This is a genomic window from Paraburkholderia diazotrophica, assembly GCF_038900755.1.
GTDB classification, from domain to species: Bacteria; Pseudomonadota; Gammaproteobacteria; order Burkholderiales; family Burkholderiaceae; genus Paraburkholderia; species Paraburkholderia diazotrophica_A.
Map to the genome: position 1 here is coordinate 1 of NZ_JBBPEN010000028.1, position 18836 is coordinate 18836.

Genomic DNA, 18836 nt, shown 5'->3' on the forward strand with positions numbered 1-18836 from the left:
TCGACTGTCTGAGACACTGTGTCCATTCTCCCCAGTTTGTGGACACTGTCGGTCACTCGTGCCCGTTGCGGCCAATGATTGCATCTTCTACGCGGAACGTGGCGACGGTACAGATCGAACGCTTACCTCGGCTACGCCGCGGGTGCCGCAGATAAACCCGGCTGGACTTGCCTGACTATCGGGTGGCGGGCCGCTTACGGCAGTGATCCACACAATCTTGAGAAACCGGTCGATCTCGCCGAACAGGATTCCGCCGGTCTCCGGCGTTGGGCCCCACATCCTTTCCGACTTGCGCATCCATCCGAGCATCGCCGATTTAGCCGCAGGGGCAAGCCGGATCTGATAACCATGACGTGGATCGACAAGCACATCATCGGATGGCCACGAATACTCTGCTTCCTGCGGTTCGTCGGCTCGGATGCGCGGGGCTTGCGATATCTGCATGCCGAACCCAAGGGCGTGTTCCTCCGTACCGCCGGCAAGCCAGTCGGCTGCCACGTTCAGCATGCGTCCGGTCAGGATCGCGATATCCGCTGCAGAACCAACAAAGGTAGGATCTGAGCAACCTGGTTCTGGCTGAAACAGGCGCGATGTACGGGCGTCTGTCGGCCAGAATTCGTCGAGCAACGTGCGCGCACCCTGGGCATTTGCAAACTCCAGCTTCATACGTCTGTCGAGGTCGAGTGCGACGCCTGGTCCGTTGCTCCGGGCCAAGGTCATAAGGCCTGTTTGCGCCCGATGGCCTACGGCCATTGAGATGATCGGCGGATGACTACCTGGCCGGTCTCGCAGGCACAGTTCCAGCGCAGTCGCAACGCGGATCGACGCGGTTGCATTGATGACGACATCCGCCTCGAACAGTGTCTGCGCGCTTTCGGGATTCCCAAGGACATGAATGATATTTGTCCGCTGCGGATCAGTAACGATCGCCGGGTTGATGAGGCGGACGTTTGCGCGTGTTGCGTACGCCTTGTTGACGCCCACCTGGTGTCGATTAAAGACCTGCCGCGCGAGCACCCCTGGCTTAACGACGGACTTGTCGTACAGAGTGAGCTTTCCCACACCGGCGCGCGCCAGGAATGTCGCGATCGTACTGCCGAGTGCGCCGCATCCCAGTATGGCGACGTGACGGCTGCGCCAGTATGCCGCTGGCGTACCAGCATCCCTTGGCACCACGATTTCCGGCCGGTCCTCGAGTACCGAACACCAGTCAATGGATGCGTTCTCGGCCCAGCCGTTGAACAGGCGCTCGTCAACTGGATCGTCGTTGGTTCTGGCGAGCACGGCCTTGCGCAACTCGATGGCATCGTCTGCCTTGATGCGCCAGGCCGCCAGATGCTGGCGCCGCTCGCCGCCAGCGATGCCCCGCATGGCCGCACCAAGCACGAATACCAGCGGCTTGTTTTCCGGGTTGCGCAATGCGCCGATTGTCAGCAGCAGCCGGATGACGTCAAGCGGGATACCTCTCGCCTGCAGCACGGTCCGCAGGGCCGCGAAGGTCTCCGGATACTCAAACGGCATGTCCGACGGCAGGAGGATGGCGGGCGCCATGCTCACCTGCGACGTTGGCGATCTGTAGTCCAGCCATTCGCCGAGTTCAACACAAAAGTCGTTCTCGCGGACAATGCAGACATATCCGGCCCAGAAAGGTGCAGCCGCAACAGGTGTGTTGACCGTCGGCACCACTACCAGCGCCCGACCGTCATGATAGGCGACGGGCGGATGAAGTGGCAGACCCACGGGGTCAAGCTGGTTTGCGGCTGCTGCGTGTAACCATTCGTGCATACGCTGGACGAACCCGAGCATGCCATCGGCCGGCTGCCATTCCGTTTCGGGAGACTGGTAAAGGCAGATCGTATGTCCCCACTGGACATGCGCGAAGCCGCCGTAATCAGAATGGGCGAACCAGAGAGCCGGAATGTCAAGGGGGAACGTGGGCGGCACAAAGATCAGCAACCGTTCTCGCGGCCGGAACGGAATCCCCCCTTCTGCCTTGGTATAGGCGCTGCATGCGACGGAAACCGAGATCCTCAGGTCGGCGCCGGTCGAAGCCGGCTCCGTGACCTCGACGATCTCAAGCGCATCATTGGACTGCTCAGCAATCTGCACCAACTGCTGGAGTGCCCAGCGTTGTCCTTCAGACCTCATTGCTTGCCAAACCCGACCTTCGCGGCGGGTGGTGCATTCGTTCCACGAACAGCAGCTACGGCCTTCGCAAGATCGTCCTTCGCCTGCTCTGATAGCGTGAAGTCGCCGTCAACCAGCCGGATTTCCGCATCGGTGACGGTGAAGATGATTGGACGGAGCTTCTTCGGCGTGCTGTACTCATCGGTGCACAGAAAGTTACCCGGCGCATCGACGATTTCCAGGTAGCGATTCTTTGCCTTCACATGGGGCGGGTTATCGCCCGGCATGTTCCTGCCGGGTATGGCTGGCGAGGACGCCACAATATACGCGCCCTTGCGCTTCCCTAACTTCAGGTCGTCCAGAATATCCTGCTGCACCGCTTCGTCGTTATCGAACATCACTTTCCTGGAGCAGTGATGGGGCGCAAGCAGTACATCCCACGACAGCCGACTATCGTTGTTGTGCTTCTTGGTCTCATCAAACACGCGGCGCAGCGTCGGATGCGCGAGATCGCCGAAGAACAATCCAGCCATCGATCGCGTGGCGTTGCCGATCAATATCTGTAGGGCAAGGCTCGTTTCGTTTCGCTTATCGGCCGAATCGTCCTTGAATGGCGCATGGATAAATGCGTTGAAGCGGCTCGCGACGTTGATACCGTCCAGCAGGGTGACAGGATTGCCCGGTATCGTGAGAAACGCTCTCGGCAAGCCTTGATATTTCTCTTCCTTCAACAGATCGTCATAGCCGAACACCCGAACCCGGTTACCCGAGCCAGGATCGCCCTGCGCCGCGATGGTTTCTTCGCGCCGCCGCCCGGCTTCTTTCCTGAAAGCCTGCGCGTCCGCGCACAGATCCTTATGGTATTCGCGGAAGATCCGCGGCGTGTGCCATAACTCACCGATCGTGACGTGCTTCAGCAGGTTCGCAAACCCACGGCAATGATCCTCGTCCGGATGTGTGAGCACAAAACATGAGAGATAAGGTTTGCCATTGCGCTTGGGCAGCTTGGCGATCAGCTCGTCGACGACGGGAATCCTGCCATTGTCGACTTCGTCGGCGAGTGCGCAATCATTCAGATCGATCTGCACGACTTCGCTATCGCTGATTACGACGGTGGTGGCGTCACCACAACCGACCGGCCAGAATACGAACGACGGTCCAACGAGATCCGCAAACATGTGGTTCTCCGTCCTTTGGAAACGTGTGATATGCACCGCCAGCGCCGGACGGCAACTTTTACCTAGAAGGCGTTTCAATGATATTACAAAAAACTACAAAATGCTGGGCTTTATTTGTCTTTTGATACCACATCTTGTGTTGCAGCGCGACATTTGCAAAGCCCACCTTGAGGAAAACGTTTGCGTCTCACATGAATCGGCAAGAACCGGTCACTTCGACTGAATGCCGAACCCGTACGCGTAAGCGCTCCAGGCGGATTGCGCTGAATGTCGCGCCCTCGATTAACGCCGGTCGAGCGCCTGGCCTGCTCGTCCGGCTGTGAATGGGCTGGATATGCCTGGGACTAGAGGAGGGCCCCGGTTTGACTGTCCACTGGCCCGTGCATCTCTGATGCAACTGCACCATCCGACTCTCTTACGGTTTCGGCGTGGCGCAGATCGTCTTCGGCGTGAAGATAGATGCCGGTTGTCTGGATCGATGCGTGGCGCATGTTTTTTTGGATGAAGCGCAGGTCGGTGCCTGCATCGGGCTGATGTGAAGCGGAGCTGCGGCGCGACCATAGTGTCGACGCACGTCGCAGCGCTTCAGCGCCAGCCGCGTCGCCCGCGCAACACATATCGGTGCCACGTTGAAACACTTCCTTCCCGATCAGGCAGACCGCCGCCGGCGTGAGATGTCTGCACTGGTCGACGTACGCCTCCCCTCGCTCTCTTGACCCGCTGCGAATCTGCAATGCGCCCCAATGAGCGGGACAATCGCCGCTCCGCTCAAGCCGGATGGCCGTCCTGCCGTAATAGATTCTCGTGACTACCTGCATGAATCAAGAGATGCCGAAAGCCGAATCATTGCCCGGAGATAAAATCAGGATCAAGGACGCATCTCCCTGGTGGTGGATACTTGCCCTCGTCATTTCGTGCACCGTCCCGCCAGTCGGTCTATGTATGCTGCTGGTTCGACATCGGCAGGTCGTCACGGTGCCCGATGCGCCGGTACAACTCACGGCATACGAGGCACAATCAGAGGAAGCCGATCACATTTCCAGGCGTCGGAAGAAAGCGGGTATCCACAGTGGCGGCACTGTCGGTCTTGCACTATCAGGTGGGGGCATTCGGGCGGCCTGCTTCAGCCTGGGCGTCCTGCGCTGGCTGGAACACAGCGAAAAGATGCGGGACATCGACTATCTTTCCAGCGTTTCCGGGGGTGGCTACGCGGCCACCAGCTATCTGTACGGCCAAAATGTGCAGGATGGCACGAGCGAGTGGGTGTCACGTGCGGAAGCTGCGCGGGAGCGCCTCCTTCAATCAGAAGGCTATCTGGAAACCGGCCTTGGAAGACTACTGACGATGTCACTGGCTTTCCTGGCTTCAGCGATCGTATCTCTGTCTCCGCTCCTGCTGGCCGAGCAGGGCCTGTTCATCATGAGCTACGATTCGCCGGGCCGCCGCGCCTCGCACTACGATGGATGGATTCTGCTTGTCGTATTTCTTAGCGCGACCCTGTTTTGTGCGAGCTGGGCGTGGAGGCAGAACAGAAAAGACCAGAACGATGTCATGCTGTGGACGACTCTCGCGGCCGTGACCTTCGCAGAGGCGGTGCAAACCATACTGATAATGACGAAACTGCTGCAATCAAGGTTCGTCAGTATCACCTTGCTCGCTGCGTTCATTATTATTGTTATCTTGCTCGTTCAGTTGCCCAGGCATAAAGGGATTCGCCAGATCCAGACCTACGCAAAAATTATGCTTTTTCCGGTGAGCGCGATCATGGTGACGCTTGCAGGCTTCAGCTACTTTGCCTCGCCTATTCTCTACTTCGGCCTTTCGGCCGCGACCGCGTTAATCTATTTCATCAGTGCAAACTGGCTGAATTTTCCATTTAATCTCTATTCGTCAAGTCTTCGAAAAGGATTCACCGGCAAGGTAGACAACGTCTCTCTTCTGCTGGCGAAAACCGATCCCGCTGCGCCGCTCCATATCATCAATTGCTGCCAGCATTCCAGTCAAAGCGATGACCCCGACGTGCGGGAACGCGGTGGCTGTAACTTCCACATCACCCGGCTGCACTGCGGATCGGACGAGACCTACATATATCCGACCCGATCCTGGCGTATGCTGGACAACACAGTACGGCATCTTGATGTCTGGCGGCTTGCGGCGACCTCGGGAGCAGCAATTGACGGGCACGGGGTACGTCAGTCTCCATTGCTGAACGCCTTGTTGAGCTTTGGCAATATCGGACTCGGGCAATGGGTCATTAATCCCAGCACCAAATTTCATCTCCGAAAGGGCGTGCCCAGTCTGCTATTGAACCTGTTTGCCGCACTGGGTGCTTGGGCGGGTAAAGGCACATGGATACGACTGAGCGACGGCGGCCATTTCGAAAATCTCGGTGTCTATGAGCTCGTGCGTCGACGTTGCGCCAGCATCATCGTAGTCGACGCCGGGCATGATCCGGAATACAAGTTTGTCGATCTCGCAAGGGCAGCGACACTCTGTTTTACGGATCTTCGCGCGGAGATTGCCATCCCGGGGCTGATGCCGGGGAAGACCCATAGCCATGACCAGTGCGTTTATCGCGGAACAGTGTCCTATCCGGATGGTACGACCGGCGAGTTGATCTACATCAAACTGGCGGTCGGTGCATCGCATCCGTTGAGGCTACGCCTGCGTTCGTCGTTCGACCAGAAGTTTCCCCACGAGCCTACCCGGAATCAGCAGGTCACACGAGAGTTCGTAAACGCCTATTTTTATGCAGGGCTGCACGCTGCACGCGAAGCAATGCCTTCCGACACAGGAAGCGTTCCAGGCGACGACGGCCAACCTGGGCTGAACCGCCCGGGGAATCGTGGAGGCTGGTTGGTTCAAGGTAATGCGGGTTCAGCGGCAGCTGTTTCAAGTTGCCTTTAGCTGTTTGCCTCAGCTTCGGCGGGCGGAATATAGCCGAGGGGTTCCAAGTCGCCCCAGCTGCCGACCGACGGTTCGATGCCCGCTTCGGCCAGATATGTGGGAGGAACGTGTTCGGATATCCCTCCCGCTTTCCGCACACATCCGAACGAGAAAGGCTCCAGTTCATCCGCATCGAAGCTAGGCATTCGTCAGGCCCTGGCCTACTTCCAACTCTTCGAGGATCTGAGCAGCCTGAAACGGGTCTCGTACCAGCCGAAGGTCGATGCCTTTCTGTCCGCTCATGAACCGCAGGCGAGCCAGCAATTCGTTGGCGATCTGACTTGCTTCCTTGGTCTTCGCCGTGTTTAATGCCGCTGAATTGATCAGTAACGCGGATTGCGCCGGGGCGTTCGATCGAAGGATGGATGCGGTGATGTCCAGTTCGAGTATCTTACTTTCCGCTTCTTTCTGTAAGGCCGCGAGATGCGGTGCCGTTTGTGGAAGACTCGTCACCTGTATCAGATGTTTATCGTGCGCATAGTCGATCGTCATGCCCGTCGCACCGGCCACCTCGATGGTCCGATTGAAGCGCGCCCTACGCTCATCATCGTTCTGCGCAAACACTGATCGAAGCGATCTCAGGAACTGTCTGGTCGGCACCGAGTTCCGTTGAACCTGCTCTTCGTCGTCTTCAAAGTACGATCTCGTACCAAACGCCGACAGCGTCCGGATTGCGGTGTCGACGACCTGCTTGGCGGAGTATCCCTTAATGTTCGTTGTGGCACCCACATCGAAACCGTCGAAAGGCGCGACAACCTGGTTGAAGTCGGCACCGGCGATCATCTGCTGCTGCATGAATTCCGCGACATGCTGCATGATTCCGAGGGCGGACTCAGCCCGCTTCGCGCCAATCATCGCGCGAAGCTGTTTGGGGTGGAAGACGATAGGTGTTGCGATCTCGCCGCGATTGGGCGACTTAAACTGAACAAGTATCAGGGCGACGAAGCGCTCTCCCGTCGTAGCCGTCGGCGTCCATAGCACGGGAGCTGCAAGCGCGGCAAATGGTGGGCTTTCCCAGATATTCATGACGAAGAAGACCAAAGATTATTAGCGGTAGGCGTTTCGAGCCGTTGCTCCAGATACATTCCCAGCGGCTTCAGGCGCAGCGCTATCAGATCCACAATGGTGGCAGCGATCATCATTATCGGAGCGATCCTGGCGTCCAGTTTCCACTTTCGCATTTCGATGGCCAGTAACGTAAGCTTTTTCGCCTGTTTCGCTAACCTGTCCGCTTCCTTGAGGATGTCCTCATTACCTGAGTGCCTGATTTTCAGCTGCGAAAGAATCTGATTAACCCGGGCGATGTGGTCCACGACCTTGCGTTGCGCACTCGCCTCACCGATCGAGGTGTACAGATCGGAAAGCGGCTGCAGAGCGAGGTTGTGATCGAATAACCACCACTTGACGCCATCAAACAGCAGGTTCTGGGCATGCCTATCCGGGTTCGCCACCAGTTCGTCCCAAGCTGCCCCTTGGGGGGCGACCTCATCTTCACATATCTTCTGCCAGATGTACTCCGTTCCTAACTCACCCTCCTTCGTCCGTTGCACCGTGAATGGATCGGGTGGTTGAAACAGACTGCCAAAAAGCAGCACAGGGCCACTTTTAAGGCCATTGGGGTGGTTTGGCAGTTCATCCAGGTCCGCAATCACAAGCGCCGGGTTTGGTACGGGTAGTTGCAAGACCTGAGAAGCAAGACCGCAAGCCAGTTCGATGTCGATCTGAGATTGGCGTGGAAGATACTTTGCGAATACCGGGATACCTGGCTCATCCAGTCCTGGCACGCCCGCGAGGCCCTTCCAGACGTGATTGAGATGGTCGCCGTAAACCTTTTCGCCCACACCCAGCAATCGGTAAATTGGCGGCCTTTGGACGAGCGCGGCTAGATCGGAGGGTAGGTCATTTCGCGTGGTCATAGTCTTCCGCGTGCCATTCGCTCGGATGTGTATGCTATTGCCAACCCATATTTTGCCATCAATGCTCCACCATCGGACGACCGAAGGCAGGTCGCCCCCCGGTTTCGATCGGTGTTGTTCGCGAACGGCGCCAGCGCGCCCGCGGTCGTGTCGATGTCATGTCGAGAGAGAGAGCGATCTGCCTGCATCGGTTGGCTGCATCGTTATCGCTCAAAAGCGCTGATTGCGAAGTGCGCTCCGGCTAATGCATTTTCGGTGCTTCAAAAGATGCTGCCGTTCGCATTGACCGACTCGTCGATCACATGCTGGCTGCTCGCTTCGGCGTGCATGCACATTGCGCTGCCGTAACGCATCAGCGCGCCGATGAGCGGAAAGGTTGAGCCTTTCGCCCGCCCCCTCCTGTTCGCCTCTCCCGACGCGAGTTTCCGTTTCCATCGAGCCTAGACCGCTTCTTCTGCCATGCCGCAGTTTCGCAGGATGGCGCCGACGTAACCGGAACCTTGCGTGTCGATTCCGGTATTCGGGGCGGATGGGCTACGGAAGGGCGGCGACGGTCTTTGCGGGAATCGGCGGGAGTTCGGTGGAGCGTCGGTATTTTGCCCACGTCAGAAGCCCGGTCGAGCGGTATCGACTTGTTCCCGCACGGTTTCGGCGTGTCGCTGGTCATCCTCCGCATGCAGATAGATGCCGGTCGTCTGGATTGATGCGTGACGCATATTTCTCTGGATGAAACGCAGGTCCGTCCCGGCATCGGCCTGATGTGACGCTGCACTGTGGCGGAGCCAATGGGTCGATGCCCGTCGCAGCGTTTCAGCGCCGGCCACGTCGCCCGTTCCGAGCATATCGGCGGCGCGCCGAAACACTTCCTTGACGATCAGGTAGACCGCGGCCGGCGTCAGATGTCTGTGCGGGTCGCCCGCGACGCTCATCACCGCAGCCGCCGTTTCACTTCTCGCCGGGGTCGGCGCCAGCCCGTGAAAAGCCCGGTACCGCGCGAAGTCCGCCATCAGCGCCGCGCTCACCGGCACCTCTCCTTCAGCGCCACCCTTCCCCACCACGTGCAGCCACCAGTTGCCCCTCCGCTGATAGAAGTCGGGCGCCTTCGCATTCGCCGCCTCCGAGACGCGCAGTCCCGTGCCATATAGCAGCCGGATCAGCCAGCGGCTGCGCTCGTAGTGCTGCTGTTCACGCCCGGTGACCCGCGGCCAGTGCTCGATGCTCGCGAGTACGTGATCCCACAGCGCGTGATCCAGATATCGCTCGACGCGCGGTGCGCACCTTGTGGCCGCCCCCGTCCGCCGGCGCAGCGCCAATGGATTGCCGGCCAGGTAGCCGGCACTGACCAGATACGACAGCAGGCCCGACACGATGCCGAGCGCCTGATGCCGGCTGCGCTCGGACAGCGGCCCGTCGAACAGCCGCCGTGCACCACCCCGTCGCGGCCGGGCCGGATCGGTCCAGTCGCCCGTGGGTACCGCGAGAAACTGCTCGTACAGCAGGAAGTCCTCGCGCGTGAGGCTCGAGAGCGGCTTGCCCAGCGTCCGGGTGGCCCACATCAGCAGGCGCACCGCTTCCTTCCGGTAGCTGCGCAGCGTGTGTGGCGAGCCGGCATATTCGGCGAGCCACAGGCGCACGGCCTCGACGTCGCTATCGGCCGCGATCTGCCGATGGCCGCCGCGTGCGCGGTTGATGCCGTCCCGCCCATCGAGGGCCGCAGGTAGCGCGAGCGACAGGACGGTGTCGGGCGATTCCGGAGTGTCGGCTGGCAAATTCATGGTGTGACGCGTTTTCGGATGAAGTTTTCGCAGCGTACACGATCAGAACTTGCGATTATGGGCGTTATCACAAATTTTTATCAACTATCGTTACAGTTATAACGTTATACGGAAATATACGACTATAATTTTTTGAACAAGCGCCGTCTTCAACCGCTTTTCACGGTGAAACTCCACCTATGAGCCGAATCAGCAACACCCGCATCCGCACCCGACAAGCCGCCGCAGGACTGGTCGCATCGGGCCGACTCGCGCATGAGCTCACCGTTGACCTGATCTACGCGGAAATCCGCCAGGGCAGCCGCACCACCATCAATGACGAACTGAAACTGTGGAAGGACGAGCAGACGCGCAACGATGCGCTCGCCGCAGCCCTGCCGCCGGCGGTCGCCAGTGCGATGCTGTCGGTGTGGGCGCTCGCGGTCGAGCAGGGCGAACAGGTCTTCGCGCGGCGTGGCGACGAAATCGAAGCGGAAGCAGTCGCCGCCATCACGCGCGCCGGGACCCTCGAGACGGCCCATGCGGAACTTCAGGGCGAACTTCGCACGGTTCGCGGCCAACTCGACGACCAGCAGGCACGACTGGCCACTGTGCTTGCGGAACTCGCGCAGGTCCAGGGCGGGCGTGACGCCGCGCTCCGGCTTGCTGAAACGTCCGCGGCCGAACGGGACGCCGTCCGCGCGCAGTCGGAACAGGCGCTGCACGACATGCGAAGCGCCCATCTCCAGGAACTCGACGCGTTGCGCGCCAGCCACGCAGAGCAGGAAGCGGCCTTGCGGGCGGAGGTCGACCGGGCGACGGCCCGGCTTGAGGGCGTGCAAAAGCGTGTCATGCTGCAGACCGAGGAGGCGCGGGACGCCCAGCGCAGAGCGGAAGCCACCCTCGCCAAGGTCCAGCAACGCAACGAGCACCTCCTCGGCGACGTCCAGCGTCTGCGAGCCGATGCCGCCGAACAGCGGCGTCTCGCCGAGCGGCACGAGAAACAGCTCGCAAGCGTGACGAAGGAGGCGCGAGAGCTGCGGCGCGAGCGCGACGCACTCGTCCAGCAGGCTGCCCTTCTTCAAGGACAGCTCGCGGCGAGAACCGCGCCGCTGCGATCACGTGCGGCAAAGCGCTCTCGGCAATCCACGTAGGGCCGAGCTGAGGGCCCTGTCGGCGCTGGATTTGTCGTAGGATTCACGCTCCGGATTCTCGCCCCAGGCCGCCTGCATGAGCACCGTGCATGAGACCGCCTACCCGGTGCTGTCAGCCGAGCTCGGCGACGACGAACTGGCCAGGTCCATACGCCCAGCGCGGTCGAGATCCTCTTCGTGGGCGGCCAATTCCGGCAGGCGCCGACGCGCGTGCTGATCCTCACGCAGTTGAAGCTGTTGCAGCGCCTCGGATACATGCCGCCCATGTCGGATGTACCTCCGGCGATCATCGGTCACGTCTGCGCCATGCTCGGTACGCGCTTGTTAACGCTGACGACGATCGCGCGCTACGACCGCTCCTGCAGCGCTGCAGCAAGTCCCGGCACCAGAAGATCCTGCGCGAGTACGCCCGCATTCGCCCGCTGGACACGTCGACCCACCAGTGGCTCGCACCCCTGGCTGCCAGCGCCGCGCGCACTAAAGACCACGTTACCCGATATCGTCAACGTCCTGCTCGGGGAACGCGTGCGGCATCGCTACGAACCTACGAACTGCTGCCAGTAGCGATGCTCTCGCGCATCCAAGGCACGCCCGCAGCCTGCTCAATGAGGCCATTGCGTTCACCGAATCGCTGGACGAAGCGCTGCGAACGCGGCTCGACGATCTCTTCAAACCGCGGGCGGGCCGCACACCATGGGACGAACTCAAGCGAGAGCCGAAACGTCCAGGCCCGCGCGAGGTGACGAGCTCTCTCAAGCACATCCGGACCAAGACCGCGCTGGCCGACGGGTCGCCGCCAGCGCCCGACATCCTCCCGGTTCCGAAACGCATGCAGTTCGTCACCGAGGCGCGAGCCCTCGACGTGCACGACGCGGGTCCTGAAACCGGCGAAGCGCTACACGCTCGCGGTGCCCCTCAACTTCTCGCAGTTGCAAAAGGCGCTCGACGACGTCACCGAGATCTTCATCAAGACCGCGCGCAACCTTGAGAGCACGGCGAAGCTGAGGCTCGAGCAATATCGAATGCGGCACGCTGACGAATTGCAAACGCTCGTCTGCCAGTTCCGGGACGTGCTCCAGATCCTCCAGGACGATGAGACGCCTGCGGCCGTGTGCCTTGCTTCGCATGCGCGAAGCGTTGAACGACGATTCCGGCTCGGTGCTGGTCCAGTGCGACGAGCAAATCGCGCCGACGGCAACCACACGTTCCCGTTTCTGCTCGCGCCGTATCAGAACCTCCGGTCGCTGCTGTTTCGATGCGTCGCTATTCTCTCGCTGAAATCGAACTCTCAGGACGACGCACTGCTCAAAGCGTTCGACTGGCTCGAGCAATACCGCTCGTCGTGGCGCGAATACCTTCTGCTGAGCGTGCAAATCCGTCCGTCGAACCGGGTTAACCTCACTTCCTCCTGACTGTCGTCGATGATTGCGTCGCCTTCGGTCATTTGCCACAGGAAAAACGTGGGAACCGACAAAAACGGCGCAAGTTTTTCGGTGACCACGGGTTCTGCCCACGCACCGGGCGAACCGGCACGCGCAATCCGACCTGTTCGGCGAAATCGGGATTGCCGAGCCCAGCGGAGATCACCCCCTTTTGTGCGCAGAAACGGGCCGGCGGGCGTGTCAACTTCGAAACTGTCGCTCAACTAGCGGATCGTTTGGGCGCCGGCATTCGCGAAGTGGCGTCCACCGCGTGCGATGGAGCCCTGCTGCAATGCAGCAACAAGCAAAGCGGATTGGCCTCACCGTCATGAACGGAGTATCTTGCGCCGACCACATCGGAACCGATCGCTGGCGGCAACGCGCGTGTTTCTTCGCGATCGAGCAGCCGGAATACACTGGTGTCGATGCCGAACTTTTCCGCGGTGCCGTCATTGAGACGGTGGAAATGAATACACGCGTCGCGTGGGCGCGAGTCCCCATTGGGAGACTCACCTCCTCATTGATCTGAGAATTCGCCTCACACAGGTCGGGTCCCATGGCGATGCCCTGCCAACCGACGCGGCAAAAACGATCGCGTAGTCTGTGCGTCCGCTCGCTACATTGTGCCTAGCCGGTACTCACCACTTTCGGCTGAAACGATTTGATACGCGGCCCATCACCGGCGACCTCGTCCCGCGGCGCACGCGTCGACAGATACCGGAGACAACACACTCGAAGGAACGAAGCAAAATTGACTGGCGGCTCTCCGCGCAGCGAGAGCAACTCATCATAGAGCTTTACCGCGAACTGACTCGTGGTCAAGTTCTCCCGGTTCGCAATTTCCTGCAGCACATCCCAGAAGAGGTTTTCCAGCCTCACAGTAGTCACTACACCGTGTATCCGAAGCGCTCGCGTGCGCGATTCGTAAAGTATGGGATCCGCGCTGGTATAGATGCTGCACATAGGATCGACTCCCTTCGTTTGCGACCGCGATTGCGCGACGCCTATCGGGCGTCGCGGTTCCACTCTCAAATCTCCCGACGGCTCATCTGAGCGGCGATGTGATCCGCCTGCCGAATCGCAAGCGTCACAATGGTGAGTGTAGGATTCTCTCCTGCGCCGGTGGTGAACTGACTGCCATCCGAGATGAACAGATTCGGAATATCGTGCGTCTGTCCGAACTTGTTGCACACTCCATCCTTCGCAAGCGCGCTCATGCGTGCCGTACCAAGATTGTGCGTCGACGGATAGGGGGGCACGCGATAAACTGTCTTCGCACCCGCCGCCTCGTACACGGCCGTGCCCTGCCCGAAGCCGTGCTCACGCATGGCCTGATCGTTGGGATGGTCGTCGAAGTGAACGTTCGCGACCGGCAAGCCGTATTGATCTTTGACACTGTGATTGAGCGTAACACGATTGGTCGCGCGCGGCATGTCCTCGCCGACAATCCACATCCCCGCCGTGTACGGATACGCATCCATTGCACGCGTGAAGTCCGCGCCCCACGTGCCGGGATTGAGGAACGCGGCATAGAAAGGCAAACCGAGCGATATAGTCTCCATGTGATAACCACCGGCAAAGCCGCGCTTCGGATCAAAGCGCGCCTCGTCCTCGATGATGCCGGCCATGGTTGTGCCCTTGTACATATCGACCTTGTCGTCGAACACCGCGTAGACCGAGCCCGTCGTGTGGCGCATGTAGTTGCGCCCTACCTGATCCGACGAATTGGCGAGCCCGTCCGGAAATCGGCTCGACGCAGACGCGAGCAGCAGGCGCGGAGTTTCAATCGAGTTGCCGGCCACTGCGACCACGCGCGCCTTCTGGCGTAGCAGCTTGCCTTTGTCGTCGTAATACAGCACAGCGTTTACCTTGCCGTGCAAGTCGTGTTCGATACGCGCGACATGTGAGCGCGGCCGCAATTCCATATGGCCTGTTGCCTGGGCTTTTGGAATCTCGGTGTAGAGCGTGGACCACTTCGCGCCGAAGCGGCAGCCCTGAAAGCAGAAGCCGCGTTGATAGCAGTGGCTGCGATCGTCACGATTCACGCTGTTGATTGCCATGTGCCCCGTGTTGCATTCGCGATAGCCCACCTTGGTTGCGCCCGCGTACATCACCTTGAAGTTGTTGTTGCCGGGCAGACCCGGCCAACCGTTCGTGCGCGTCACACCCATCTTCTTCTCGGCGCGATCGTAGTACGGATCAAGCTCTTCGCGCGTGACTGGCCAGTCCAGTAGCGTCGCACCGTCGATCGCGCCATAGGTCGTCCGGGCCTTGAATTCGTGCGGCTGCACCCGCAGGCTCGCGCCCGCCCAATGCGTGGTTGTCCCGCCGACGGTCTTGCAGATCCACGCTGGCAGATTCGGGAAGTCCTTAGCGACCCGCCAGGTGCCCGAGGTCGTGCGCATGTCGAGCCAAGAGAGCAGGTGGAAAGCGTCCCACTCTTCCGTTTTGAAATCTGCCTGGGTGTTGTGCGCGCCCGCTTCGAGCACGATAACGTCGATGCCCTTTTGTGCAAGTTCGTTTGCGAGCGTGCCGCCGCCCGCGCCTGAGCCGATGATGACGACGACATTGCTGTCGTCGAGCGAAAAGCGCTTGCTGTCTTGTGTCGTTGCCATGCTGTATCTCCCGAGGTCACGCCGCTGGAACAGGGCCACTGTCCTGTGCGGGCGGCTCCGGCAGCCACGCGAGATTGTTGAAGCCCTTGAAAAGATACCCGCCGTCGCCTTCACTCGCGCCATAGCCGAAGTGCTGATAAGCGAGCGTGTTGCTGTAGAGCGATACCACAGCCGTGCTGCGCACCGTTTCGAAGAACGGCGTGCCGGCGATGGCGGCGACGTCGCGCGCCTGTGCCTCGGCCGGCTGCTTCGTCCAGTCGCCGCCGGGCGCCTTTTTGTCGAGCGCCATCATGCCCTCGGCGAGTTGCTTGCGTACTGCCGCGTCGCTCTGCGCCTTGGCGTCGAGGTCCTTCACTGCAAGCGCATACACCGCGTCGTCGAGAGTCTTGTGCGGGTAGAGCTGCTTTGTCATCGCGAGCAATACGGCGCCCTGGTGCGTGTCGAGATGCTTGAGTTCGAGCGCCCAGACGCGGCTGGGCGCGAACATCGCGAGCGAGGAAGATACTGCGAGCGTACCAATCAAAATACCCGTGCCCTTGAGCCATTCGCGACGCGTGAGCGCTATGCGCACACGCGTGTCGCTCTCCGCTCGCCTATCGAGGGCAATGTCGATGGTCTTGCCTTTCATCGTCGTCTCCTTCCAAGTTGACGCGCGGACTGTTAGCGTCCTTGCGCGCGGGCGTGTGCCAGACTAGCGATAGAATCCGTGCTTTTCCAACACTTCGATCTTGTAAGCGTCCGGGTCTTCGATAAAAAAGTAGCGAGCGAGCAATTCGCCCGCGTCGTTCTTGAACTCGCGCAAATCCTTGGGCGCAAGACCAAGAGCCAGCAGGCGCTCGCGCTCCGCTCGAGCATCAGCGACCGCGACGGCGACGTGTCCATAACCGTCACCATGCGTGTATGGTGTCTCGCGACCCTTGTTCCAGGTGAGTTCGATCTCCGCGTCAGCCTCCTCATTGCGCAGATACACAAGCGAGAATTCGTCAAAATCGAGGCGATGGCTCGGCGTCATGCCTAGCACCGTCGCATAGAAAGCGAGCGAGCGCTGGAGGTCGCGTACTCGGATCATCGTGTGAATGAGTTTGGCCACGTCTTGTTTTCCTTTAGTGTGCGATGCGCGTACCGAGTAGCACGAGGAACTGCGCCAGCCAGTTCGCGTGTGAGGTCCACGCGGGCGCGGTGACGAAGTTCGCATCCGTGATCGCTTCGGGCCAGTCCAGCGCCACATACTGCGCCCCGGCGAGCTTGACTTCAGGCGCGCAGGCTGGATACGCCGCGATGCGCCGGCCTTCAATCACGCCCGCCGCTGCCAACAGTTGCGCGCCATGGCAGACGGCGGCAATTGGTTTTTTCGCTTCCGCGAATTGACACACCCAGCCGATTACTTTTTCATTGAGGCGCAAATACTCGGGTGCACGGCCACCGGGCACGAGCAGCGCGTCATACTGCGTAGGGTCCGTGGAGGCGAAATCCGCGTTGAGCGTGAAATTGTGACCACGCTTCTCCGTGTATGTCTGATCTCCTTCGAAATCGTGGATTGCGGTGCGGATAGCGTCGCCCACACCTTTGTCGGGCGCGACCACGTGTACCGTGTGTCCGATTGCCGCGAGGGCCTGGAATGGCACCATCAATTCGTAGTCTTCGACAAAGTCGCCGGCGATGATGAGAATGCGCTTGGACATCTTTCATTTCCTCTCGGGTCGTGTGGGGAATCGGTGTGCAGCGGGTGCGCTATTTCTGCGCTTCCAGTGTCGCGATATAGGCAGCGAGGTTATCGATGTCCTGGTCGCTGAGGGGCTTGGCCGTAGGCCCTGTACGCACGAAGCGCAGCGCCCACGTAGTCCGCATTCTGGCCCCCGATCTTCGGAAAACCGGGCGACGTAGGCGTTCGGCCGTCAGCGCCGTGCCAAGCGACGCACGCGGCGAATTTAGCGTGGCCCTGCGCAGGATCGCCCTTACCCATCCCGTGGGCGCGGCGCTCAACAGAGTGATCAGGACTGCGCAGTGCGAGATCCGCAGACACGGACGGTTTGAAATGAACATGTGTGTCGTTCGTGGGAGAGTTGTCGGGATCGTGTTTTTTGCTGGCGTCGATGGCGGCCGTTGTGAAGAAATGTAGCGACCCGAACGCCGCAGCAGGTAATACGTGGCTAAATGTCGGCCAGGGGTTTTCACTGAGTTTCATTGCACGAGCACGTATGTCGGAAAACGAAATCGTTGCTCACGCGGGGGATATCGTACTGACAGCCCCCGTGCGCAACGCAGACTTCCCCCGCTCGCGCAGACTGGTGAAGCTAAAGCCACCGTACCCACTCTGACGAGCGTCGCTGCGAGCGCTGGGGGAACGCGTGGGCAGAGAGATGTACACCCTTGCGACGCCCTCTGGAGAAACGCATGTACACCGTATGCCATCGGCCGAACGCCTTCGGCAAATCGCGCCACGGGCAGCCGGTCCGGCCGATTCAGAGGACAGCTTCGACAAACCAACGTTGTTGATCGCCGTTCGCCCTGGATCGCCTTCGTTGCCCGGCAAGACCGATTCGATTCGTACCCATACTTCATTGCTCAGTAACGTCCGAATCATCTTGCCCCGCTCGCGCAAAAGACAAGGATGTAAACACATTTCATCGACTTGTGATTACCCACGTCTTCGATCCGAAACCTGGTAACCCGGCTACGTCACGAATGGCGTGCGAGATGGATGGCCAGGAAACGACAGGCAGAAGACCGGGCGTGGCTTGAGCAGGAACTCGAAGGCAGCCTACGAGCGTCTCAATGTGGGTCAGCTCTTCGATCTGCGCGCCGCGATCGTGTTACGTCGCTCGCAGAATGTGGCGCGATATCTCGCGCGGGGTCGGCAAGGACAAGGAATGCCTTGGCGAACGCGCGATGCAGTCCATCATGTTTGATGCAGCGCCGCGCGATCGACGCATCGGCCACCATGCAAACAGCCCCCGGGGTCGTCAGGGCTGTCGTTCAGAACGGGTCATCGACGCGCCGGCGCGATGGCGGCCTGCGTGGTGGCACGGCCCAAGGCGCGTAGTAGCGCCGAATCGGCTCTCGATATACGGCGCTGAACCACAGGAACCATTCGGAGAGTAGAAGCTGGATCTGCGCGGCCGCTTCGTCGGACGGCTCGGGTGGCGCCGGCGTGCGCGGTATGCGATCCGCTCGCCTGTCTCGGACCTTCGCGCGTCTGGATTGCGGGTTCATCGGAATTCCTCAATCCTCAATGGCCTGTTGCAGCAGTTCGTCGGCGACGTGGTTCGGTGCCTTCGGCACGGCCAACTGCATGGCGGTGCGCAGGATGCGGCCGGCCTGCCGTGGCAAGCCTCGTGAGGGTTGTCGCAGTAGTTCCAGCCCCGAGTCGGACAGAAGCGTGTGAGTGCAGCCAGCACTCTTGAGCGCGTGCGAGATCAGCTGCGCGAAGCGCTCTCGCTCGATGACGGGCTTCAGTTGCACGCGCGCCTGGATGCGGCCGTAGAGGGCTGTGTAGGGGGCGCGTTCTAACGTGGAGGCCAGAGCCGGATGTACCGCGAGCCAGACGCTAAGCAGATTCACGCGAATCGAACGCGAAGTTCAGAAACGACGGAAAGTCGTAAGCGGTGATTTCAGCACACCGAATAAGGAATTGTTTGCAACTGACGGGCGAGCGTAGCCGAATCGCGATGGTCGGGGTCAACCGGCAATGTCCGCATCGGGGTGATGAGTCTGCACGTGGGCGA

General features: G+C 60.3%; 15 protein-coding genes and 3 pseudogenes. 4 read left to right on the forward strand and 14 right to left on the reverse strand.

Annotated features, from left to right (window positions below):
* Positions 1 to 87 precede the first annotated feature (87 nt).
* From AABE10_RS35175 to AABE10_RS35185, 3 genes and pseudogenes are all read right to left on the reverse strand, one after another.
* Positions 88 to 2109: a ThiF family adenylyltransferase gene (locus AABE10_RS35175; RefSeq protein ID WP_342937683.1), complete on the reverse strand. Its 2022-nt coding sequence runs from the start codon at positions 2107 to 2109 to the stop codon at positions 88 to 90.
* A gap of 35 nt (positions 2110 to 2144) precedes the next feature.
* Positions 2145 to 3305 carry a hypothetical protein gene (locus tag AABE10_RS35180; protein ID WP_342937669.1) on the reverse strand — a complete coding sequence of 387 codons (1161 nt, stop codon included), beginning with the start codon at positions 3303 to 3305 and terminating at the stop codon, positions 2145 to 2147.
* 344 nt (positions 3306 to 3649) lie between these two features.
* Positions 3650 to 3994, reverse strand: a pseudogene (locus AABE10_RS35185) (hypothetical protein); the annotation flags it as partial.
* A 127-nt stretch (positions 3995 to 4121) separates the two neighbouring features.
* Here AABE10_RS35185 and AABE10_RS35190 point away from each other — a divergent pair.
* Positions 4122 to 6212, forward strand: a complete 2091-nt coding sequence (locus AABE10_RS35190; protein WP_342937670.1) for a patatin-like phospholipase family protein — start codon at positions 4122 to 4124, stop codon at positions 6210 to 6212.
* A gap of 177 nt (positions 6213 to 6389) precedes the next feature.
* Here AABE10_RS35190 and AABE10_RS35195 read toward each other — a convergent pair whose 3' ends face one another.
* The 3 genes from AABE10_RS35195 to AABE10_RS35205 all read right to left on the reverse strand — a co-directional run bounded on the left by AABE10_RS35195 (position 6390) and on the right by AABE10_RS35205 (position 9942).
* The gene (locus tag AABE10_RS35195; protein ID WP_342937671.1) at positions 6390 to 7277 is read right to left on the reverse strand and encodes a hypothetical protein; all 888 of its coding nucleotides are present in this window, start codon (positions 7275 to 7277) and stop codon (positions 6390 to 6392) included.
* Positions 7274 to 8092: a hypothetical protein gene (locus AABE10_RS35200; protein ID WP_342937672.1), complete on the reverse strand. Its 819-nt coding sequence runs from the start codon at positions 8090 to 8092 to the stop codon at positions 7274 to 7276. The genes AABE10_RS35195 and AABE10_RS35200 overlap by 4 nt, the downstream gene beginning before the upstream one ends.
* A gap of 680 nt (positions 8093 to 8772) precedes the next feature.
* Entirely contained in the window at positions 8773 to 9942 is a 1170-nt protein-coding gene (locus tag AABE10_RS35205) for a tyrosine-type recombinase/integrase (protein ID WP_342937673.1), read from the reverse strand.
* Between the two features lie 179 nt (positions 9943 to 10121).
* On the opposite strand from AABE10_RS35205, the gene AABE10_RS35210 reads away from it, so the two are divergent.
* From AABE10_RS35210 to AABE10_RS35220, 3 genes and pseudogenes are all read left to right on the forward strand, one after another.
* A complete protein-coding gene (locus AABE10_RS35210) occupies positions 10122 to 11075 on the forward strand; it encodes an integrase (RefSeq protein ID WP_342937674.1) in 954 nt (317 codons plus the stop codon).
* Positions 11076 to 11151: 76 nt separating this feature from the next.
* A pseudogene (locus tag AABE10_RS35215) lies at positions 11152 to 12439 on the forward strand (DUF4158 domain-containing protein); the annotation flags it as partial.
* 349 nt (positions 12440 to 12788) lie between these two features.
* The gene (locus tag AABE10_RS35220) at positions 12789 to 13025 is read left to right on the forward strand and encodes a hypothetical protein (protein ID WP_342937675.1); all 237 of its coding nucleotides are present in this window, start codon (positions 12789 to 12791) and stop codon (positions 13023 to 13025) included.
* A 98-nt stretch (positions 13026 to 13123) separates the two neighbouring features.
* Here the strand turns inward: AABE10_RS35220 and AABE10_RS35225 are convergent, their stop codons facing one another.
* The 8 genes and pseudogenes from AABE10_RS35225 to AABE10_RS35260 form a co-directional block, all read right to left on the reverse strand.
* Positions 13124 to 13459 (reverse strand): ribbon-helix-helix domain-containing protein, encoded by a 336-nt coding sequence (locus AABE10_RS35225; protein ID WP_342937676.1) that lies wholly within the window; start codon positions 13457 to 13459, stop codon positions 13124 to 13126.
* 65 nt (positions 13460 to 13524) lie between these two features.
* Positions 13525 to 15111, reverse strand: coding sequence for a GMC family oxidoreductase (locus AABE10_RS35230; protein ID WP_342937677.1), 1587 nt, complete (start codon positions 15109 to 15111; stop codon positions 13525 to 13527).
* A 16-nt stretch (positions 15112 to 15127) separates the two neighbouring features.
* Positions 15128 to 15739 (reverse strand): tat (twin-arginine translocation) pathway signal sequence, encoded by a 612-nt coding sequence (locus AABE10_RS35235; protein WP_342937678.1) that lies wholly within the window; start codon positions 15737 to 15739, stop codon positions 15128 to 15130.
* 63 nt (positions 15740 to 15802) lie between these two features.
* Positions 15803 to 16201, reverse strand: a complete 399-nt coding sequence (locus AABE10_RS35240) for a VOC family protein (RefSeq protein ID WP_342937679.1) — start codon at positions 16199 to 16201, stop codon at positions 15803 to 15805.
* Positions 16202 to 16214: 13 nt separating this feature from the next.
* Complete coding sequence (locus AABE10_RS35245) at positions 16215 to 16793, reverse strand: DJ-1/PfpI family protein (protein ID WP_342937680.1); 579 nt, start codon at positions 16791 to 16793, stop codon at positions 16215 to 16217.
* A 681-nt stretch (positions 16794 to 17474) separates the two neighbouring features.
* Positions 17475 to 17695, reverse strand: a pseudogene (locus AABE10_RS35250) (transposase); the annotation flags it as partial.
* 392 nt (positions 17696 to 18087) lie between these two features.
* Complete coding sequence (locus AABE10_RS35255) at positions 18088 to 18324, reverse strand: hypothetical protein (RefSeq protein WP_342937681.1); 237 nt, start codon at positions 18322 to 18324, stop codon at positions 18088 to 18090.
* A gap of 9 nt (positions 18325 to 18333) precedes the next feature.
* A complete protein-coding gene (locus AABE10_RS35260; protein ID WP_342937682.1) occupies positions 18334 to 18672 on the reverse strand; it encodes a hypothetical protein in 339 nt (112 codons plus the stop codon).
* Between the last annotated feature and the right edge of the window lie 164 nt (positions 18673 to 18836).